General features: G+C 71.1%; 17 protein-coding genes. 11 read left to right on the top strand and 6 right to left on the bottom strand.

Going from position 1 to position 20,684, the window contains the following annotated elements; genetic code table 11:
- Positions 1–70: 70 nt before the first annotated feature.
- Positions 71–3,373 (top strand): error-prone DNA polymerase, encoded by a 3,303-nt coding sequence (locus OU415_RS10675; protein WP_270948477.1) that lies wholly within the window; start codon positions 71–73, stop codon positions 3,371–3,373.
- A gap of 156 nt (positions 3,374–3,529) precedes the next feature.
- On the opposite strand, the gene OU415_RS10670 is transcribed toward OU415_RS10675, so the two are convergent.
- On the bottom strand, positions 3,530–4,498 hold the full coding sequence (locus OU415_RS10670; protein WP_270948476.1) for a helix-turn-helix transcriptional regulator: 969 nt from the start codon (positions 4,496–4,498) through the stop codon (positions 3,530–3,532).
- Positions 4,499–4,559: 61 nt separating this feature from the next.
- Between OU415_RS10670 and OU415_RS10665 the strand changes: the two genes are divergently transcribed.
- Entirely contained in the window at positions 4,560–5,699 is a 1,140-nt protein-coding gene (locus tag OU415_RS10665; protein WP_270948475.1) for an epoxide hydrolase family protein, read from the top strand.
- A gap of 54 nt (positions 5,700–5,753) precedes the next feature.
- On the opposite strand, the gene OU415_RS10660 is transcribed toward OU415_RS10665, so the two are convergent.
- The gene (locus OU415_RS10660; RefSeq protein WP_333777483.1) at positions 5,754–6,149 is read right to left on the bottom strand and encodes a MerR family transcriptional regulator; all 396 of its coding nucleotides are present in this window, start codon (positions 6,147–6,149) and stop codon (positions 5,754–5,756) included.
- A 65-nt stretch (positions 6,150–6,214) separates the two neighbouring features.
- On the opposite strand from OU415_RS10660, the gene OU415_RS10655 reads away from it, so the two are divergent.
- Positions 6,215–7,114 carry an NAD(P)-dependent oxidoreductase gene (locus tag OU415_RS10655; RefSeq protein ID WP_270948473.1) on the top strand — a complete coding sequence of 300 codons (900 nt, stop codon included), beginning with the start codon at positions 6,215–6,217 and terminating at the stop codon, positions 7,112–7,114.
- Position 7,115: 1 nt separating this feature from the next.
- Here OU415_RS10655 and OU415_RS10650 read toward each other — a convergent pair whose 3' ends face one another.
- The gene (locus OU415_RS10650; protein WP_270948472.1) at positions 7,116–8,393 is read right to left on the bottom strand and encodes an ArgE/DapE family deacylase; all 1,278 of its coding nucleotides are present in this window, start codon (positions 8,391–8,393) and stop codon (positions 7,116–7,118) included.
- A 57-nt stretch (positions 8,394–8,450) separates the two neighbouring features.
- Here OU415_RS10650 and OU415_RS10645 point away from each other — a divergent pair, with 57 nt between their 5' ends.
- The 3 genes from OU415_RS10645 (at position 8,451) to OU415_RS10635 (ending at position 10,290) form a co-directional block, all read left to right on the top strand.
- Positions 8,451–8,918 (top strand): universal stress protein, encoded by a 468-nt coding sequence (locus OU415_RS10645; protein WP_270948471.1) that lies wholly within the window; start codon positions 8,451–8,453, stop codon positions 8,916–8,918.
- Between the two features lie 67 nt (positions 8,919–8,985).
- Entirely contained in the window at positions 8,986–9,576 is a 591-nt protein-coding gene (locus OU415_RS10640) for a pentapeptide repeat-containing protein (RefSeq protein WP_270948470.1), read from the top strand.
- A 75-nt stretch (positions 9,577–9,651) separates the two neighbouring features.
- Positions 9,652–10,290 (top strand): LysE family translocator, encoded by a 639-nt coding sequence (locus tag OU415_RS10635; protein ID WP_270948469.1) that lies wholly within the window; start codon positions 9,652–9,654, stop codon positions 10,288–10,290.
- Between the two features lie 54 nt (positions 10,291–10,344).
- On the opposite strand, the gene OU415_RS10630 is transcribed toward OU415_RS10635, so the two are convergent.
- Positions 10,345–11,829, bottom strand: coding sequence for an alpha/beta hydrolase (locus OU415_RS10630; protein WP_270948468.1), 1,485 nt, complete (start codon positions 11,827–11,829; stop codon positions 10,345–10,347).
- A gap of 329 nt (positions 11,830–12,158) precedes the next feature.
- Between OU415_RS10630 and OU415_RS10625 the strand changes: the two genes are divergently transcribed.
- Both OU415_RS10625 and OU415_RS10620 read left to right on the top strand, forming a co-directional pair.
- On the top strand, positions 12,159–13,223 hold the full coding sequence (locus OU415_RS10625) for a sensor histidine kinase (RefSeq protein ID WP_270948467.1): 1,065 nt from the start codon (positions 12,159–12,161) through the stop codon (positions 13,221–13,223).
- Positions 13,220–13,822 carry a response regulator transcription factor gene (locus OU415_RS10620; protein WP_270948466.1) on the top strand — a complete coding sequence of 201 codons (603 nt, stop codon included), beginning with the start codon at positions 13,220–13,222 and terminating at the stop codon, positions 13,820–13,822. Before OU415_RS10625 ends, OU415_RS10620 begins: the two co-directional genes overlap by 4 nt.
- Positions 13,823–13,833: 11 nt before the next feature.
- Here the strand turns inward: OU415_RS10620 and OU415_RS10615 are convergent, their stop codons facing one another.
- On the bottom strand, positions 13,834–14,484 hold the full coding sequence (locus OU415_RS10615; protein ID WP_270948465.1) for a GNAT family N-acetyltransferase: 651 nt from the start codon (positions 14,482–14,484) through the stop codon (positions 13,834–13,836).
- 152 nt (positions 14,485–14,636) lie between these two features.
- Positions 14,637–17,300 carry a glycohydrolase toxin TNT-related protein gene (locus OU415_RS10610; RefSeq protein WP_270948464.1) on the bottom strand — a complete coding sequence of 888 codons (2,664 nt, stop codon included), beginning with the start codon at positions 17,298–17,300 and terminating at the stop codon, positions 14,637–14,639.
- A gap of 273 nt (positions 17,301–17,573) precedes the next feature.
- Between OU415_RS10610 and OU415_RS10605 the strand changes: the two genes are divergently transcribed.
- Genes OU415_RS10605 through OU415_RS10595 form a run of 3 tightly spaced genes read left to right on the top strand, consistent with a single transcriptional unit; the run spans position 17,574 to position 20,668 of the window.
- Positions 17,574–18,836, top strand: a complete 1,263-nt coding sequence (locus tag OU415_RS10605) for an MFS transporter (protein WP_270948463.1) — start codon at positions 17,574–17,576, stop codon at positions 18,834–18,836.
- An 11-nt stretch (positions 18,837–18,847) separates the two neighbouring features.
- Positions 18,848–19,819, top strand: coding sequence for a DMT family transporter (locus OU415_RS10600; RefSeq protein ID WP_270948462.1), 972 nt, complete (start codon positions 18,848–18,850; stop codon positions 19,817–19,819).
- A 6-nt stretch (positions 19,820–19,825) separates the two neighbouring features.
- Positions 19,826–20,668, top strand: coding sequence for a bifunctional methylenetetrahydrofolate dehydrogenase/methenyltetrahydrofolate cyclohydrolase (locus OU415_RS10595; protein WP_270948461.1), 843 nt, complete (start codon positions 19,826–19,828; stop codon positions 20,666–20,668).
- Positions 20,669–20,684 lie beyond the last annotated feature (16 nt).

Here is a 20,684-nt window from a genome sequence, read left to right as displayed (position 1 = left end):
AACACTCGTTCGAGTGGTTGGTCGGTATTTCGGTGGCATCGCCGAATCGAACAGGAGTTCACTGGTTGTCATGAGTTGGTTCAACCCGCCCCAGACCTGGTCGGAACTGGAGACCGCGCTTTCCGGCCGGCCCGCTTCCGCCGATGGGCGGGGTCCGCGCGACGAGCGGAACCCCGGCGACGGGAACGACAGCCCGGCGTGGACCCGGCGGCGTGCCGAGTACCGGGCCGATGTCGTTCCCGCGGTGCCGTCGGTCCCGTACGCGGAGCTGCACGCGCATTCCAACTTCAGCTTCCTGGACGGGGCGAGCCATCCGGAGGAGCTGGTGGCGGAAGCGGCGCGGCTGGGGTTGGAGGCGATCGCGCTCACCGATCACGACGGGCTGTACGGGGTGGTGCGCTTCGCCGAGGCCGCCGCCGAGCACGGGGTGCGCACGGTGTTCGGCGCGGAGCTGAGCCTCGGGCTCTCCGGGGCTCAGAACGGGATGGCCGATCCGGAGGGGCGGCACTTGCTGGTGCTGGCCCGGGATCTGGACGGTTACGCGAGCTTGTGCCGGGCGATCAGCACGGCGCAGCTGGCCGGTGAGGAGAAGGGGCGTCCGGTCTACGAGCTGGAGAAGCTCGCCGGCGCGGCCGAAGGGCGTTGGCAGGTGCTCACCGGCTGCCGGAAGGGAGCGGTGCCGGCCGCGCTCGCGGCGGGCGGGTTCGACGCGGCTGCGGCGGAACTGGACCGGCTGGTCGCGCTGTTCGGCCGGGACCACGTGGCGGTGGAGCTGACCGACCACGGACTTCCCGCCGATTCCGAGCGCAACGATGCGCTGGCCGAGCTCGCCGACCGCGCCGGTGTGTCCACAGTGGCCAGCACCGGTGCGCACCTGGCCCGGCCGGATCGGGCCGCGCTGGCCGGTGTGGTCGCTGCGATCCGGGCTCGTCGCAGCCTGGACGAGATGGACGGCTGGCTGCCCGCTTGGGCGGGCAACTACCTGCGTTCCGGGGCCGAGATGGCCGAGATGTTCGCGCGGTACCCGGGGGCCGTGCAGCGAGCTGCCGAGCTCGGCAAGGAGTGCGCCTTCGACCTGCGCTTGGTGGCTCCGCAGCTGCCGCCGTTCAGCGTGCCCGACGGGCGCACCGAGGCGAGTTGGCTGCGCGAGCAGACCTACCGGGGCGCGCTGCAGCGGTACGGCCTGCCGCAGCAGAACCCCGCTGCGTACCGGCAGATCGAGCACGAGCTGGCGGTGATCGAGGAGCTGGACTTCCCCGGTTACTTCCTGATCGTGCACGACATCGTGGAGTTCTGCCGCAGCCGGGGAATCCTGTGCCAGGGCAGGGGATCGGCGGCGAACTCGGCGGTGTGCTTCGCGCTGCGGATCACCAACGCGGACCCGGTGCGCTACCAGCTGCTCTTCGAGCGGTTCCTGGCGCCGGAGCGGGACGGGCCGCCGGACATCGACCTGGACATCGAGTCGGACCGCCGCGAAGAGGTGATCCAGTACGTCTACCGCAAGTACGGCCGGATGCACGCCGCCCAGGTGGCGAACGTGATCAGCTACCGGCCGCGGTCCGCGGTGCGCGACGTCGCCCGCGCGCTCGGCTATTCGCCCGGACAGCAGGACGCCTGGAGCAAGGAGATCGAGCACTGGGGTCCGTTGCCGGAGGATTCCGAGATCCCGGCACCGGTGCGGGGGCTGGCCGGTGAGCTGATGGGGTTCCCCCGGCACCTGGGCATCCACTCCGGCGGGATGGTGATCTGCCACCAGCCGGTCGGCGAGGTCTGCCCGGTGGAGTGGGCGCGGATGCCCGGCCGCACGGTCCTGCAGTGGGACAAGGACGACTGCGCCGAGGTCGGTCTGGTCAAGTTCGACCTGCTGGGGCTGGGCATGCTCTCGGCGCTGCGCTACGCCACCGAGATGGTCCGCGAGCACCACGGTCGCGAGGTCGATCTCGGCGAGCTGGACCTGGCCGACGACGCGGTCTACGAGATGCTGCGCCGAGCGGACGCGGTCGGGGTGTTCCAGGTGGAGAGCCGGGCCCAGCTGGCCACGCTGCCGAGGTTGAAGCCGCGGAAGTTCTACGACCTGGTGGTCGAGGTGGCGTTGATCCGACCGGGGCCGATCCAGGGCGGTTCGGTGCACCCCTACATCCGGCGCCGCAACGGCGAGGAGGAGTGGGACTTCGAGCACCCGCTGATGAAAGGCGCGCTGGCGAAGACCTACGGGGTTCCGCTGTTCCAGGAGCAGCTGATGCAACTGGCGGTGGACGTCGCGGGGTTCTCCCCGGCGGAGGCCGACCAGCTGCGCCGGGCGATGGGGGCCAAGCGGTCCGAAGAGCGGATGGCCCGGCTCAAGGGGCGGCTGTTCGAGGGGATGGCGGCCAACGGCATCTCCGGTGAACTGGCCGAGCAGATCTACCGGCGGATGCTGGCCTTCTCCAACTACGGCTTCCCGGAGAGCCACGCGTTGAGCTTCGCGCTGCTGGTGTTCGCCAGCGCGTGGTTCAAGCACTACTACCCGGCGGCTTTCTGCGCGGCGCTGCTCAAGGCGCAACCGATGGGCTTCTACTCGCCGCAGTCGCTGGTCGCGGACGCCCGGCGGCACGGTGTGCGGGTGCGCGGCCCGGACGTCAACGCAAGCCGGGTGGAGGCCGATCTGGAACCCGATGCCGCCAGCGAGGGGCGGCAGGCGGTGCGGCTCGGGCTGGCTTCGGTGCGCGGAATCGGTGACGGCGCCGAGAAGTTGGTCGCCGAACGTGCGGAGCGTGGTCCGTACACCGGCATGGCCGATGTGGCTCGACGCGTGGGGTTGACCGCAGCGCAGATGGAGGCGCTGGCGACGGCCGGCGCGTTCGGCTGCTTCGGGCTGTCCCGGCGCGAGGCGCTGTGGAACGCCGCTGCCGCAGCCGGGGACCGACCGGACCGGTTGCCAGGAACCACGGCTTCTTCTGCTGCTCCGGCGCTACCGGGCATGGACGGCGTCGACGTGGCTGCGGCGGACGTCTGGGCCACCGGGGTTTCCCCGGACAGCTTCCCGCTGCAGTTCGTCCGCGCCAGGTTGGACTCGATGGGCGCGCTTCCGACCGACCGTCTGTCCGAAGTGGAGCACGGGACCAGGGTGCTGGTCGGTGGTGCGGTGACGCACCGGCAGCGACCAGCCACCGCGGGCGGGATCACGTTCCTGAACCTGGAGGACGAGACGGGCATGGTCAACGTCATGTGCTCGCCGGGTTTGTGGGCGCGGTACCGCAAAGTCGGGCGCTCCAGCGCGGCATTGCTGGTGCGCGGAATCGTCGAGAGGGCGGAGGGGGTGATCAATCTCAGAGCTGACCGGCTGCAGAAGTTGGAGGTCCGCATCCCCTCGACCTCGCGCGACTTCCACTAGCGGCCAACACAACTCGGCGTCGACCGGCCCGGCCGGCAGCGGACGAAACACCACTCCCTCCCAGGGTGTTGCCTCCGGCCAGTGCGCGGGCGATCGAACGACGCCGGGGTCCGGGCGCGGCGAACCCACCGTCGCCGCGTCCGGACCCACCGGAGTTCAGGTGCGCCCACCCGGGTCCCGGGGGATCGCATTGGTGAATCGAGTGGCCAGTTTGTGCAGGTGTTCAGCGAGTTCTGGAGGTGATTCGACTTCGAAGTCGACATCGAGCATGCCCACCACGAGCGCGACGAGGTCGTACGAGTCCGAGGCGAGCTCCAGTCGGCACGTGCTGTCGTCCACCGGGGTCACGATGCCGTCGATTCGGCTGCTGATATCCGCTGCGGGCGCGTGCACGAGCAGCTGCGAGCGCAGTGGCCACATCTCGAACCCCATGGTTCTGCGCAGGTATGCCGCGACATCACCGTCCGGTGGTTCGCGGTGCGCGAAGCGCGGTCCGTTGGGGGTGCGCAGGGTCATCCGGTCGACCCGGAAGGTGCGCCAGGCGGCTCGTTCGACGTCCCAGCCGACCAGGTACCACTTCCGGCCCCAGCAGACGAGGCGGTGCGGTTCGACGTTGCGCCGGGACGCGGTGCCGTTGCGGTCGAGGTAGTCGAACCGCAGTGTTTCAGCAGCCCGGACGGCGGCCGAAACCGCGGTGAGCACCGCAGCCTGAACTCCCGGCTCGTTGCCGGGGGAGACGGTCACGACTGCGTTCTTCAGCGTGGTGACCCGGTGCCGCAGCCTGGACGGCAGGACCTGTTCGAGCTTGGCCAGGGCCCGCAGCGAGGCTTCTTCGGCCCCGGTGACGTGACCGGCTGCTGCCGTGTGCAGGCCGACCGTGACAGCGACCGCTTCGTCGTCGTCGAGCAGGAGCGGCGGCAGCGCCGCGCCGGAACCGAGCCGGTACCCGCCGTTAGGGCCGATCGTGGTGTGCACCGGGTAGCCCAGGTCGCGCAGGCGATCGACATCTCGCCGCACGGTCCGGGTGGTGACCTCGAGGCGTTCGGCGAGCTCCGTGCCGGACCAGTCGCGGCCCATCTGCAGCAACGACAGCAGCCGGAGCAGACGAGCGGGTGTTGCCAGCATCCGCCCACCCTGCCAGAGGAGCAGGACCGAAACTGTCCTACTCCAACGCAATCCTGTCCGAATGAACGCACCAGAGCCGTTTCGGATCGATGTCGCGCAGGAAGCCCTGGACGATCTGCAGGAGCGGCTGGCCCGCACCCGCTGGCCGGGGGAACTCCCCGGAGTCGGCTGGTCGTACGGCGTGCACCAGGACTATCTGGCCGATCTGGTCGAGCACTGGCGCACGGGCTACGACTGGCGTCGGCACGAGGCTCGCCTCAACTCGTTCCCGCAGTTCACGACGGTCATCGACGATCAGCGGGTGCACTTCCTGCACGTCCGTTCCCCGGAGTCGGACGCGACACCGCTGATCATCACGCACGGCTGGCCGAGCACGGTCTATGACTTCGTCGACGTCATCGGGCCGCTGACCGACCCGCGTGCGCACGGTGGGGATCCGGCGGACGCCTTCCACGTGGTCGCGCCTTCGTTGCCGGGGTTCGCCTTCTCCGGGCCGACCACGCGGACGGGGTGGGGAGTGAATCGGATCGCGTGTGCCTGGGCCGAGCTGATGCGGCGTCTCGGGTACGAGCGCTACGGGGCGCAGGGCGGCGATTTCGGCAGCATCGTGTCGCCGGAGCTCGGCCGGATCGCACCGGAGAACGTTCTCGGCGTGCACGTGAACGCGCTCGTGGACGCCTCGGTGGCAAGCGGTCCCAGCGATTTGGCGAGGTTGTCGGAGGAGGAGCGTGCGCAGGCCGAGCGGAACCAGGCGCTCTGGTACGGGCATTCCGGCTATGCGGTGCAGATGTCCACCCGTCCGCAGACGTTGGCTTACGCGCTCAACGATTCTCCGGTCGGTCAGCTGGCGTGGAACCTGGAGTGGTTCGTCGACTGGGATCCCGCGCGCACCGAGCAGACCCCGATCGACCGGGACGCGATCCTGACCAACGTCACGATCTTCTGGTTGACCGGAACGGCCGGTTCGGCGGCGCGGCTCTACCTGGAGTCCGCCGACGGGTGGGGCCGGCGCCCCGAGCGCACCACGGTCCCGACCGGCGTGGCGAACTTCGCCGGTGACGGGGCGCTTCGAGGTTTGGCGGAGCTCTCCCACAAGATCACCCGCTGGACGAGCTTTCCCGCGGGAGGGCACTTCGCCTCGCTGCAAGCCCCGGATCTGCTGGTGGACGACATCCGGGCGTTCTTCGGAACCTTGCGCTAGCGGAGAACCAGGCGTTGAACGGAAATCTCGTTCAGCCGCGCCGATTTCGACCGATCACTTCGGGACGCCGAGCGCGGCACAGGCTTCCGGATCGGCGACGCCGGTCGACTCCGTGGCGGCGATGATGTCGTCCAGCGCGTCGCGCGCGGCCAGCAGGTCGGCCACCGCTGCGTCGAGCCGTTCGCGCTCCCGGTTCAGGTCCGGCAGCATGCCGGAACAGGCCGGGGCCAGGGAACTTCCGTCATCGGCCATGCACGGCAGCAGCTCGGCGATGGTGGCGGTGCCGAGCCCTGCTGCGAGCAGCATTCGGATGCCCCGCACCGTGGCGACGTCCGCTTCCGAGTACTCGCGGTACCCGCTCGGCAGCCGCGAGGGCGCGAGCAGTCCCTGCTCTTCGTAGTAGCGAAGAAGGCGTTGGCTGACCCCGGTCAGCCGGGAGAACTCCCCCATGCGCACGTGATGACCGCCACTCCGGGTTGACTCTCACATCGATGTGACACCGGAGCCTAGCCCGCATGACGAATCAGCGAGGAGCAGTTCCGCACAACGCACCGGTCACTGTCGTCGGACTCGGCCCGATGGGCCTCGCGCTCGCCGAAGCACTCCTGGATCGCGGCCACCCGACAACGGTCTGGAACCGCACTCCGGCGAAGGCGGACGGCGTCGTCACCAAGGGAGCCCATCGCGTGGAGAGCGTCGCGGAGGCGGTGTCGGCGAGTCCCGTCGTGATCATCTGTCTCAAGGACTACGAGACCATGTACGGAGTTCTCGGCTCCGCCGCTGATGTCCTGCCTGGGCGGGTCCTGGTCAACCTGAACTCCGGAACGCCGAGCGAGGCCATCACAGCAGCCGGCTGGGCCGCCAAGAACGGTGTGGCGTACCTCGACGGCGCGATCATGGTGCCGCCGCCGCTCGTCGGGCACCCCGATTCCGCCTTCCTGTACAGCGGTTCGGAAGAAGTCTTCAGCGAACACCGGGAAACGCTGGCGAGCATGGGGGCGCCGCGTTTCCTCGGCGCCGACCCGGGGCTGGCGGTGCTGCACAACACGGCGCTGCTCGGCATGATGTACGCGACCATGAACGGCTTCATGCACGCCGCCGCCCTGGTGGGTTCGGCGAACGTCCCGGCGGTCGAGTTCGCAGACCTCGCCATCAACTGGTTCATGCCGACCGTGGTGGACTCGACTCTCCTCGCGCAGGCAGCCGATCTGGACGCGGCCCGCTACCCGGGTGATCTCGGCACCATGCAGATGAACTTGAACGCGCTCGAACACATCGTGCGGACCTGCGTGGAGCAGGGCGTGCACGCTGATCAGGCCCGGCACCTGGCGTCGATCGCCGAGCAGGCGCTCGACGCGGGCCACCGGGACGAGAACTACCTGGCGGTGTTCGAGGTCTTCAAGAAGGCGTCGTGAGTCAGGCGATGCCGCAGCGGCGGATCGCCAGCAGGGCGTAGGCGCGGGTGGCCTGCTCCAGCTCCTCGATCGCGACGTGCTCGTCGTGGGCGTGGGCGTAGCGGATGTCGCCGGGGCCGTACTGGAGCGTCGGGATTCCGGCGCCCGAGTAGAGCCGCAGGTCCGTGCCGTACGGCGCACCCAGTGCCGTCGGGCGGGGAGCCCCGGCCGCGGCTGCCGCGTCCTGGGTCTGGCCGAGCAGTTCGTGGCCCTCGGGCAGCCGTCCGCTGGCGAAGATCCCGCCGGGCCAGCTGACCTGGACCGGGTGCTCGGCCAGCCAGGGATCGGCGGCGCAGGCCCGTGCGATGGCGTCGGTGAACTCGGCCTTCGCGGACTCGACCGACTCGCCGATCCGGACGCCGTAGCGGCCTTCGGCGATCGCCAGGTCCGGCACCGTGCTGGCCCAGTCGCCGACCCGCGCCATGCCGACGGACAGCGGGTACGGCACTTCCAGGTGGGCGACCAGCGGGTCGGGGTCCGCGTTGCGGCGGGCTTCCAGCTCGCGCAGCGCCGGCAGCAGGTCGGCGAGCTTGTCCAGCGCGTTCACGCCCCGGTAGCGGGTGGAACCGTGCGTGCTCTGACCAGCGATCTCGAGGCGGAACGTGAGGGACCCGCCGTTGGCCGCCACGATCGTGCCCGAGCTCGGCTCGGCCAGCACGCATGCCGCTCCGCGATGCCCGCGCCGCAGCGTGGCGAACGCGCCGAGCCCGCCGTCCTCCTCGCCGACGACGGTGTGCACCGCCACGGGGCGGGCGAGTTCGATCCCGGCCGTGCGCAGGGCCTGGAGCGCGCCGAAGATCGCGGCCAGCCCGCCCTTCATGTCGCAGGTGCCCCGGCCGGCGGCGATGCCGTCGTGGACGCGCAGCGCGTACGGGTCGCGGTCGGGCCAGCGGTCGAGGTCGCCGGGCGGTACGACGTCGGTGTGCCCGCAGAAGATCAGCGCGGGCTCCGGGCCATCACCGCGCACGCCGACGCAGCCGTAGGCGACGTCGCGCTCGGCTTCCTGTCCGGGGAAGCCGTCCTGCTCGGCGAGCTCGCGGACGTCGATGCGCCAGTGGTCCACCTGGTGCCCGAGCGCGCCCAGCCGGTCGGCGCACCACTGCTGGGCGTCGTGCTCGCCGCTGGTGCCGCCCACGCTGGGGATGGCGACGAGTTCGCGCAGGTCGTTCAGGACACCGTCGAGGTCCACCGCGTCGAGCGCGCGACGTTCGAGGTCGGAGGGGGTGTGAGCGCTTTCCACGTTTCGAGTGTGTCGCATGCGTCGAACGTCCCGGGCCGCGCCCACTACCATCTCCGCGTGGCCGAAGGCGACAGCGACAACACCGAGCGGGAATTCGAGATCGGCAAGGACGGTCTGGGCGGCATCGTCGTGGGCATGGACGGCAGCCCGGCGAGCTTCCACGCCGCGGCCTGGGCCGCCGGCCTGGCGCGGCGCGAGCGCGCCCGCCTGGTCCTGGTCTACGTCGAGGCGGTGGGCGGCGTCGCCTACTGGTCGCCGATGGGCGTCGCGGTCGCCAGCGAGGCGGCCGAGAGCCTGGTGGAGGAGTTGAAGAAGGAGGTCGTGTCGCACCTGAAGTGGGTGGACATCGACTGGGACTTCGTGCACCACCGCGGCGACCCGGCGGTGGGCCTGGAGCAGGTCGCCGAGCAGTACCGGGCGGACCTGATCGTGGTGGGCCGCTCCCGGCGCCGCGGCGGCCTGCTGGGCACGGTGCCCGCGACGCTGGTGGTCGAGGCGGTCCGCCCCGTGGTCGTGGTGCCCTGACCCTCATCGGGTGATCGCGGCCGGAGCGGGAAACGGCCCTGTCGGGCGGGCGTGGCAGGCTGGGCCGATGACTGAAGTGGTGGGTGAGGACTTCCAGGACGCGGTGCTGACGGACCAGGAGTGGGAGGGGCGCTCCTTCGAGGGCTGCGACTTCAGCGACGCCGACCTGACCGGTCTGAACACCCGGAACTGCGTGTTCACCGACTGCGTCTTCACCGGGACGGACCTCAACGGCTCGCGCCACTTCGCCACCGCGTTCCGCTCCTGCAAGTTCGAGCGCACCGTGTTCGGCAAGTCCACTTTGGACGGGTGCAGCCTGCTGGGGTCGAGCTTCGTGGACTGCCGGCTGCGCGCGTGGCAGCTGCGCGAGACGGACCTGACGCTGGTCGGCATGGGCCGGGCCGACCTGCGAGGTCTGGACCTGCGCGGAATCCGCTTCCGCGAAGCCAACTTGGTCGAGTGCGACCTGCGCCGCTGCGACCTCCGCGAAGCCGACCTCACCGGTGCTCGCCTCCTCGGCGCCCGCCTGGCCGAGTCGGACCTCCGCGAAGCCCGCATCGACGCGGACGCCCTGGTCCAGGCGAACCTCAAGGGAGCCCGCGTCGACACCATGCTCGCCATCGCCTTCGCTGCGGCCCACGGCCTCCGCATCGACTGAGAACGGGCCGTTTCCGCTGATCAGCGCGCCGGAAAACCGCTTCAGCTGGAGGCGGACCCGTGGTTGCATGGTGGAATGGTCTCCGCCGATCGATTGCTCGCGTTCGTCGCGATGTCGTTGCTGCTGATAGTGATCCCCGGTCCGAGCGTGCTGTTCGTCGTCGGACGGGCCCTGGCCCAGGGCCGCCGCGCCGCGCTCACCACGGTCGTGGGCAACACGCTCGGGTGCTACGTGCTCGTCATCGCCGTGGCGTTCGGGATCGGGGCGGTCGTGGAGCGTTCGGCCTTGGTGTTCACGGTCCTCAAGCTGGTGGGCGCCGCGTACCTGGTGTACCTGGGCATCAAGGCGATCCGGCAGCGCAAGGCGTTGCAGGCTGCGTTCACCGGAGGTGGGCCTGAGCGCGGTGGCCTGCGCACGTTGTGGGAGGGCTTCGCGGTCGGCGTGGCCAACCCCAAGACGATGGTGTTCTTCGCCGCCGTGCTGCCCCAGTTCGTGGACCGCGATCAGGGCCACGTCGCGGTGCAGATGCTGCTGCTCGGCCTGATCTTCAACGCCCTCGCGCTGTTCTGCGACACGGTGTGGGGGATCGCCGCCGCCACCGCGCGGAACTGGTTCGCCAGCTCGCCGCGGCGGCTCGCCACGGTCGGCGGTGTCGGCGGACTCGCGATGATCGGGCTCGGAGTCTCCATCGCGGCGACGGGCCGCAAGGATTAGAAGTGCGCAGGAGCACGAGACCCCCGAGCTCGTGCTCCTGCGCCGGCCCTGGGCTCAGGGCTTCCCGCAGGCGAGGTCGTGTCCCGGACGCTCGCCGTTGACCAGGAAGTTCGTCGCGATGCGGTGGACGCACTGGTCGTCCAGGAACAGGTAGGCCAGGTGGCCGCCCTGATCGGCCGTCACCATCCGGGCCCGGTCGCCGAACGCCTCCCGCAGCTTCCGGGCACCGGCCAGCGGTGTCGCCGGGTCGCGGAGGTTCTGGATGATCAGCACGTTCGACGGGCCCTCGTCGGTGATCTCCACCTGCGGTTCGACCGGCTCGGACGGCCAGAACGCGCACGGCGTGATGTTGGCGCCCGCCGCGCCGAACATCGGGTGGCGGAACCGGTCGACCTCGACGTTGCGCTGGTAGGTCCGGACGTCCTCCGGCCAGTCGGAGTCGTTGCAGATCACGTGCAGTTGGCTGGCCTGGTAGTTGTCCGCGGGTGCAGCAGCAGCGACGGCGCTGGAATCGGGCGCCGGTACCGGAGTGCCGGTGTCGAGGGCATGCCAGGTCTCGGCCAGCCGCGGCAGCTCCCGGTCGTAGTAGAGGGCGGCGAAGGTGGCGAAGCGGAACGCCTGGCCGTTGTAGCCGTCCGGGCTCGGAGTCTCGTCGAGCCGGGCGGCGAGCTCGAAGTACTTCGCCGCCACCTGCTCCGGGGTCTCGCCGAGGCCGTACTCGGGGTTGGCCGCGGCGAACTCCGCGAAGTCCGGGAACCTGTCCTCGAAGCCCTGCCCGAACGACCTCGAGAACTCCGAGTCCCAGCCGTCGGGGCCGGTCGCGCTGTCGATCAGGAACCGGTCGCTGCGCTGCGGGAACATCGCGGTGTAGACCGACCCGAGGTAGGTGCCGTAGGAGATGCCGAAGTAGGACACCGCCGGCTCGCCCAGCGCCTCGCGGACCCGGTCCATGTCGCGAGCGGTGTTGGCGGTGGTGATGTGCGGCAGCAGCGGCGCCGTCGGCGACGATCCGCACTTCTCCGCGACCGCTGCCACCCGCTCGGCCTCCTCCTCGACGGCGGCGGGGTTTCGGGCGTACATCGGGATGTTGGTCGGTTGCTCGGCGAGCGTCAGGTCGCAGGTCACCGGCGTGCTGCGCCCGACCCCGCGCGGGTCCATCCCGATCACGTCGTAGCTGTCCAGCACGTCCTGCGGCATCCCCAGGTCGCGCAGGGCGGCCGGGAAGTCCAGCCCGGACCCGCCCGGACCGCCGCTGTTCGTCAGCAGCACGCCGCGGCGCTTCTCCGGGTTGGTGCTGGCCAGGCGGGAGATCGCGATCGTGATCGTCTGACCGCCGGGATCGCGGTAGTCCAGCGGAACGTCGAGCGTGGCGCACTCCAGGCCGGGCTTGGTGACGTCCTCGGGGCACGCGCCCCAGTCGAGCCGGCCGGAAGTCGCCGACGCTGAGATCGGGGTCAGGGTCGCCACCACCGCGGCGGCGAGGACGGTCAACGCGGGTTTGCGCATCAGCTCTCCTCTGAGCAGCTCCACAATGGACATCTCTGGGAGTGCTGTCGCGGCAGCGGATTCCCAGCGACGGTGAGCTCGGATGTCGATGACTCCGATTCCAGCGGCCCGGGGCCGCCGCGCCCAGTGCCGCCGCGTCAGGAACCCGCCGTGACATTCCTGGCGGGAAGGCATGACGCTGTGTCACTGGTGCTCGCCGCGCGATCGGAGCAATAGTGTTGAACGAACCCGCCGTGCGACTCCGGAGAAGCACTCGTGAACACCAGACCGCTGCCCGACGCCGCTGATCGCGGGCGAGGCTGATGCGGCAACACGCACGTCGAACGCGGGCGAGGGTGCAGCTCCGCAAGACGAACCTCACGATGTTCGGTCCGGTGCTGGCCGTCGTCGGTGCGGTGACGGTCGCCTTCGACGCCCGGAACTGGTGGGAGGCCGCCGTTTTGGCCGCCGGTGTGGTGGCGACCTTGGTGGCGTTCGTCCGGTGGGCGGCCGACGACCTCCTGCGCGTCGCACCCGCCACCGTGGCCACCACGGCTGCCGTCTGGGCCTTCGGGGCGCTGGTGGGTGACGGGCGGATGGCGTTCTTCGGCATCTCCTTCGTGGGTGCGCTCGTCGTCCCCCGGCTGTCGCGCTGGCGGGGTTGGGCGGCCGTGGTGCTGGCGGGCTACGTCGCCGCGGTGGGCGCGGCGAGGCTGCTCGTCTCGCACCAGGAGGCGCCGGAAGTCCTGATCCGGTACGTCCTGATCCCCACCGGGGTCACCGTGGTGCTGGTCGGGTTGATGTTCCCCAACAAGCGGTTCTACGACATCGTCGCGGAGCTGGAGGAGGCGCGGGAGCGGGAAGCGGAGCTGGCCGTCATCCGCGAACGCGTCCGCTTCGCCGGCGATCTGCACGACATCCAGGGGCACACCCTCCACGTGGTGAAGCTGAAGGCAGCGCTCGCGCAGAAGCTGGTGGGCAGCGACGTCGAACGGGCCGAGCAGGAACTGCGCGAGATACACGACCTGGTCAGCGAAACCATCACCCAGACCAAGGAACTCGCCTACGCGCAGCGGCGGCTGAACCTCTCCGCCGAGCTGGAGAACGCGCGGAACCTCTTCGAAGCGGCCGGCATCGACGTGCGCGTCGACCGGGAGGCCGACGTGGACCAGCGCGTGGGCGAACTGCTCGGCCAGGTCCTCCGCGAGACGACCACCAACATCTTGCGGCACGCCCAGGCGACCCAGGTGCGGATAACGCTGTCGGCGTCGAGCATCAGCATCGTCAACGACGGCGCCCAGCGCGCTCCGGTGACCGAACTCAGGGGATTGGCAGCGCTCGCCCAACGCGTCGCCGCGGAGGGTGGTGAGCTGTCGGTCGACCAGCACGATGGCGAATTCCGGACAGCAGCGGCGTTCCCGAACCGACGAGCGGAGGCAGACCGATGACGACCGTGGTGCTCGCCGACGACGAAGCGCTCCTCCGCAAGGCGATGGCCGCGCTGCTCCCGCTCGAAGGCGACATCGCGGTGCTCGCCGAAGCGGAGAACGGCGCGGAGGCCGTCGAGGCCACCCTGCGGCACCGGCCCGACGTGCTCGTCATCGACCTGGAGATGCCCGGTGTGGACGGACTCGGCGCCGTCGCGGAGATCCGCCGCACCCACCCGGACCAGGTCATCCTCATGCTGACCCGGCACGCCAAACCCGGTGTGCTCCGCAAGGCCCTCAAGCTCGGCGTCCAAGGCTTCGTCAGCAAGTCCGCCGAACCAGCGCACATCACCTCGGTGATCGGTGTCCTGCACGAGGGCAAGCGCTGGATCGACCCGGACGTCTCCGCACTCGCTCTCGTCGACGACTGCCCGCTCACCGACCGGGAGCTCGACGTGCTGCGCGCGACCGGCGAGGGCTACTCCGCGGCCGACATCGCCACCCAGCTCCATCTCGCACCGGGCACGGTCCGCAACTACCTCTCCAACGCGATGCAGAAGACCCAGACCCAAACCCGCCACGAAGCAGCCCGCTACGCCCGCGAACACGACTGGCTCTGACCAGGGGACGGCTACGGCACGTCGACCCCGAGCAGGGGGAGGCAGGGTGTGAGCCCTTCGACCTCGACCGGGACGGTGCGGTGCCGTTCCCAATCCGCGCGGGTCAGCCGCAGCCGGTGCACGACCGCCAGGTCTCCGCGGACGGCCTCGCGGTGGCTGCCATCGGGTTGGTAGCCGAGTTTCCGGGAGACAGCTCGGGAAGCGACGTTGTGCTCGATCGCTGAGGAGACGGCTTCTTCGGCGTCGAGGCAGGCGAAAGCCAAGTGCAGCACGGCGGCGCGCATCTCGGTGCCGATCCCGCGGCCCTGGTAGCGCTGCCCGAGCCAGGAGCCGGTGCTCACCTCGCGGGTGATGGCCAGGTCCCGGGCGCCGATGCTCTGCTGGCCGACGACGGCTCCGTCGTGGAACACGGTGAGGTTCAGCGACCAGTGCTGCGGAGTCCAGCTGCCGAGATGCCGCCAGTAGTGCTGGATGACGTTCAGCGCGACCTGGTCGGGCGTGCCGTCCGTCCACGCCTCGGTGAACGGCATGAGGTCCGGGTCGTGGACGCCGTTGCCGGCCAGCTCCGCCAGCTCGCCGAGTTCGTCGGGCGAAGGCAGACGCACTTCGAGGCGCGGCGTCGTCAGCTTGAGCCCGACGAGCGGGAAGTGATCGATCAGCACGTGCCCATCGTGACGTCGAACCGCGCGCGAAGCCATCGTTTTCCGCCCGCGCGGTCGGGTTCTGCTGCGGTAGCGCCGTTTTCGAGGCGGGGCCGGAAAAGCACGAGGGGCACCCGCGGAAATCGCGGGTGCCCCTCGCTGCTCGGTTGCGGTTACTCCATGGGCGGGCGTTCCGTGGCGGGCATCTCCGCCAGGGTGCCGTCCGCGAGGAGTTCGCTGATCGACGCCGGGAGCACGAACGCCGTGCCACCGCCCGGCTGCTCGAACCACGGGACCGCCGTGCCGCGCATCGCCTGGATCGGGCGCTGGATGCGGTAGGCGAAGTACGAGCGGTTCGACCACTGCGGCGGGAGCGAGCGGTGCGTGTACGGCGTGCGCATCGCGTAGACCACGTTGCCGTTCGGCTCGCCGAAGCGGTCCAGCTCGGTACCGGGCTGGAGCATGATCACGCGCCGGTCGCGGTACAGCGTCAGCGGCGGTTCGCCGTTGAGCGGCTGGATCTGCTGGCCACCCGGCGGGCCTGCCTGGCCGCCTGGCTGCTGGCCACCGCCCTGCGGCGGACGCGGCGGTCCGGGCGGCGGACCCTGCCGGTGCGGACCGGCCATGCCCGGGCCACCGGGGCCGGGACGGCGTTCCGCGCCACCGACCGGGCCCGGAGCACCCTGCGGCGCGGGGTTTCCGCCCTGACGCGGCTGGCGCTTGGGCAGCGGCGGTGGTGCACCCGGTCCACCGACCGGCGGCTGCTGGACGGGCTGGCCGACCGGCGGGGACGGCGGACCCGCGGCTGCGGGGCGGTCCAGCTGCGGTGCCTGCTGGAGGCGGGTCGCCTCCTCGTTCGGCTGCGCCGCGGGCGGGGCCGCTTCCGGCTGAACCGGCGGCTCGGGCTGAGCGGGCGGCTCCTGGTTCGCGGTGAACAGCGGGTTGGCGGCCGACGGTTCCGGCGCGCGCTGGGGCAGCTCCGGCTCCGGTGCCCGCTGCGACTGCGGCAGGGCGTCGCCCGGCGTGCGCTGCGGCAGACCGGCCTCCGGCGTGCGCTGCGGCAGGTCCGATTCCGGTGCCCGCTGGGGCAGGTCCGATTCCGGTGCCCGCTGGGGCAGGTCGGATTCGGCGGCCCGCTGCGGGAGGTCGGGCGTGCGCTGGGGCAGACCAGATTCCGGCGTGCGCTGCGGCAGGCTCGGTTCCGGGGTGCGCTGCGGCAGTTCCGGCTCCGGACGCTGCGGCAGACCGGCCTCCGGCGTCCGCTGCGGCAGGTCCGCTTCGGGAGTGCGCTGCGGGAGGTCGGACTCGTCATCGGACAGGTCCGCTTCCGCCTGCTCGGCCACCTGCGGGGCGTCGGCGGCCGGCTCCTCCAGGAGCAGGCTGCCGAGCAGGTAGGCCGCGGCGTGGTCGACCCGGGCGAACCGGACGTCCTCGCCCTGCTCGGCGGTGACGATCCAGTCCGGGCCCTCCTGGACCAGGCACCGGGCGTTCTCGCTGATGCTGCCGATCCGGTAGCTGCTGCCGTCCACCTGGAACTCGGTGAGCCGGTCGTGCAGCTTGCCCAGCACGGACTCGGTGTCGGGCAGCTCTTCCTCGTCGTCCAGCACGTGCCGCGATCCGCCGGTCTGCTCGACCTCGTCGTCCTCGACGACTGCGGGGGCAGGGGCCTCTGCGGCGTCCGGCTCGGTGAAACCGCGCGGCTCGTCGTCGAAGTCCTGCGCTTCGTCGGCGTAGCTCGGGGTCTCGTCGGCGATCACCGGCTCCGCGTCGGCGACCTCGGGGACCTCGACGGCGGAGCTCTGCGGCTCGTCGTCGAAGTCCGCCGGCTCGTCGTCGGAGTCGGCCGGCTGGTCGATGAGCTCGCTGACCGCGGCGTCGCGGGTGGCGTCGTCGACCTCGGTCAGCTGGAAGCCGCGGCGGCGGACGTGCGCGACGAGCTCGGGCTCCGGCGGCACGCCGTACTGGGCCAGGTAGAACGCGATCGCGCCCGGCCACAGCCAGGTGCCGTCGGTGTGCCAGGTGCCCGGCACGACGGCGGGGCGCTCCGGGTCGAGCTGGTCCTCCTCGTCCTCGCGGGAGGCGAGCACGACCGGCGCGTTCTCCAGGTACTGGCGCAGCCGGGCGGTTTCCTCGGCCGGGACCGGCTCGCGGTCGGCGACGACCGGGCGGCCCTGCTCGTCGAAGTCGTCGAAGGCGTTGGCCACCTGGAACCCGGTCGGCTCGTCGACCTCGGGCTCCGGGGCGGGGGCCTGCTCGGTGACGGACGACTGGGCGGCGGACGGCTCGGCGACCGGCGGCTCGACGTCGTGCGGCTCCACGGCGTCCTGCTCGGCGGTCGGGGGCTCGGCCACCGGCGACTGGGCGACCGGCGCGCCGTTGACCGGGGCCTCGGCCACCGGACCGGTACCGTCGATCCGGTCCCGCATCCAGTCCGGGATGTTCTCCTCGGCGCGCGGGTAGCGGCGCAGTTCGTCGACGTAGGCCGCCCGCGGCAGCGGGCGCTGCCAGCCGGGCTCGGTGTCGAAGTTGATGTCGATGCGGTAGCTGGACGGGCGCTCGACCACGTACAGCGCGCTCAGCCAGGTACCGACGTCCGGCCGGTACATGCCCTCGCGCAGGCTCTCGAAGATCTCCCGCAGCTCTACCGGAGGCTCCAGCGACCGGGAACTGCCGTCCTGCGCGGTCACCTCACCCAGCAGGTCGTGGTACTCGCCGGTGGCGCGGTACTCCACCGTGATCTCCTGCCAGTCCTCAGGAGCCCCTTGTAACAGCAGAACACCGATCTTGCGGGCGATCTGCTCCTGTTCTTCCGGACTGATCGCTGTCGGACGCGACATGGGTGACATCCTCCCCCTCTCGACGAGGCAACCCGACTCCACCCCGCCAAGACGCTACTCGACGCGGGCCGTGACATGTGCGCTGTGTATGACTTCGGTTCCGTTGATCCAGGACACGTGCGCGCGTTCAAGATCCATGTCACCGCGTGCGGTGATCTCGTCACGAGAGCCTGCCGGTTTCTCGTCCGGATGAACATCACACCACCAGGTGGATTGGTTCAGCGGTGCGTCGTCGGCGGTCAGCGGTCGGTGAAATTCGGTAGCGGTACACCCGTGCCAGAAGAGACAGTGGACGACGTGCTGCGTCCTTACCGACTTCTGGCGGCGGTGCCGCACGCCCCGAACCTGATGTTCTTCGCCCTGCTGGGACGCCTGCACATGCCGGCGCTGGGGATGGTGCTGGCGTTCCTGGCCGTCGACTGGACCGGTTCTTACGCGATCGGCGGCGTGATCGGCGCGACGATCACGGTCGGGCAGGCCATCGCCGGGCCGCTGCGCGGGCGGGCGGCGGACCGCAGCTCACCGCCTCGGCTGCTGGTGGTGACCGGCCTGGGTTCCGGGCTCGGGATGGTCGCCATCATCGCCGTGACCAGCTGGGTCGATCCGGCGCACTGGTGGCTGATCCTCCCGGTGGCGCTGGGCACCGGGCTGTCGCACCCGCCGATCACCCAGATCGGACGGGGGATCTGGCCGCTGCTGGCGGACGGTCCGGCGCGGGAGGCCGCGTTCGCGGTGGAGGCGACGCTGCAGGAGCTGCTGTTCGTGATGGCGCCGATGCTCGCCGCGTTCGTGGTGGCGATCTGGGGTCCGGTGGTGGCGATGTCCGCCTGCGCCGCGTGGGCGGCCGCCGGTGCGGTGCTGTTCGCCGTTGCGCTGTGGCGCGCGGGTTTCACCGAAGGTCTGGGAGGAAGAGGACAGAGCGGGCGAAAGTCCGGATCCCTGTTCCGCACGCCCGGTTTCGTCTCGTTGCTCGGTTTCTTCGCCTTCCTGGTCGGCGGGTTGATCTCGATGGACCTGGTGCTGGTCGGGTGGGCGCGCGAACGCGGTGAGCCGGAGCTGGCCGGCGTGCTGGCGATGGTGTGGGCGGTCGGTTCGCTGCTCGGCGGGCTGGTGCTCGGCGGTTCGGCGCGACGTCCCCGGCTCTGGCTGCGGGCGTCGCTGGCCGCGCTCGGCCTGGTCGCGCTGATCCCGGTGCTGCCGCCGATCGTCGAACCGGGTTCGCCGCTGCTGGTCGGGGCGATCCTGCTGATAGGCGGGACGGCGGTGGCCCCGACGCTGGCCGCCAGCAACGGGCGCCTGGCCGACATCGCGCCGCCGGAGCGGCGCAACGAGGCGTTCGGTTGGATGGCCAGCGCGACCATGTTCGGCGGAGCGCTGGCCGCACCGCTGTCCGGGATGATGCTCGACCTGGCCGGTCCGGCGGCGGCAGCTGCGGCGGCCGCGGGGCTGGCCCTGCTGGCCGCCGGACTTGTCGCATCTCACAACGCCAGGGCGTCGCGCGTCGCGCGGGAGGCGGAGGAGAGTGCGGTCACGTGACTCTTTCGCCAGTGAAACCTTCCGGTCCGAAAGTCCGCCAGCGCGTGCTCGGCATGGTCGGTGCGGCTGGCGTGGGTGTGCTGCTGGCGATCCAGGCCCGGATCAACGGCACGCTCGGGGCCCGGATGGACGACGGGATCGCCGCCGGGCTGATCTCGTTCTGCTGCGGGTTCGTCGTGCTGCTCGCCGGTTCGCTGGTGATCCCGCGCGCTCGCCGCGGCTTCAAGAACCTGGCCGCGGCGTTGCGCGAGCCGGACGGCCTGCGGTCATGGCAGTGCCTCGGCGGGGTGTGCGGCGGGTACCTGGTGTTCACCCAGGGCATGGCCGCCACGGCGCTGGGCGTCGCGATGTTCACGGTCGCGGTGGTGGCCGGGCAGGTGAGCAGCGGACTGGTGGTGGACCGCCTCGGTCTGGGCCCGGCCGGGCCGCAGCACGTGACCGCGACCCGGCTGCTCGGTGCTGCGCTCGCCGTGGTGGCCGTGCTGGTCTCGGTGTCCGCGCAGCTGGGCGGTGCGCACGCGAGCTGGCTGGTGCTGCTACCCGCGCTGGCCGGGATCGGCTTGGGCTGGCAGGCGGCGGTCAACGGCCGGATGAAGCAGGCGGCCGATTCGGCGGTGTTCGCCTCGATGGTCAACTTCGGGGTCGGGATGACGGCGCTGGCCCTGGCCTTCGCGGTCGAGGTGCTGGTCCGCGGCCTGCCCGAGTTCCCCGCCGAGGGCTGGCTCTACACCGGTGGTTTCCTCGGGATCTTCGTGATCGGCGGCTCGGTCGCGCTGGTCCGCTACACCGGGGTGCTGATGCTCAGCCTCGGCATGATCTCCGGCCAGCTGATCGGGGCGCTGCTGCTGGACGTGTTCGCCCCGGCCACCGCGGAGGGGATCGCGACGTCGACGGTGGTCGGCGTGCTGCTCACGCTGGTGGCCGTGGGCGTGGCGGCAATGCCGGACCGGGCGGGACGGGGTGTGCGACGTCTGCCACGATGAACAGCCGTGAGCGCGACGATTCTGGACGGCAAGGCCACCAAGGAAGCGATCTTCGACGAGCTGCGGCCCAGGGTCGCCCGGCTCGCCGAGCAGGGCAGGGCCCCCGGACTGGCCACCGTGCTGGTCGGCGACGACCCCGGTTCGCAGTCCTACGTGCGCGCCAAGCACAACGACTGCGCCAAGGTCGGCATCAAGTCGATCCGCAAGGACCTGCCCGCTGACGTCAGCCAGGCCGAGGTCGAAGCGGTGCTCGACGAGCTCAACGCCGACCCGGCCTGCACCGGCTACATCGTCCAGCTGCCGCTGCCCAAGCACCTCGACGCCGGTCCGCTGCTGGAGCGCATCGCGCCGGAGAAGGACGCCGACGGGCTGCACCCGATCAGCCTCGGCCGCCTGGTGCTGGGCGAGGAGGCGCCGCTGCCGTGCACGCCGCGCGGCATCATCGAGTTGCTGCGCCGCTACGACGTGCCGCTCGACGGTGCGCGGGTCGCGGTCGTCGGCCGCGGCATCACCGTCGGCCGCCCGATCGGGCTGCTGCTCACCCGGCGCAGCGAGAACGCCACCGTCACGCTGTGCCACACCGGGACCAAGGACCTCGCCTCCGAGGTGAGCCGCGCGGACGTGGTGATCGCGGCGGCGGGCAAGCCGAACCTGATCACGCCGGACATGGTCAAGCCGGGCGCGGCGGTGCTAGACGTCGGCGTGACCCGCACCGAGGACGGGCTGTCCGGCGACGTGCACCCGGACGTCGCGGAGGTCGCCGGCTTCATCTCGCCGAACCCCGGCGGCGTCGGCCCGATGACGCGCGCGATGCTGCTGACCAACGTCGTCGAGGCCGCCGAGCGCTGAGCCTCCTCGTGAGCGG

This window comes from Saccharopolyspora oryzae (genome assembly GCF_027853915.1).
Taxonomy (GTDB): domain Bacteria; phylum Actinomycetota; class Actinomycetes; order Mycobacteriales; family Pseudonocardiaceae; genus Saccharopolyspora; species Saccharopolyspora oryzae.
Note: the sequence above shows the minus strand (reverse complement) of the source record. Positions and strands in the feature narration are given on the sequence as shown.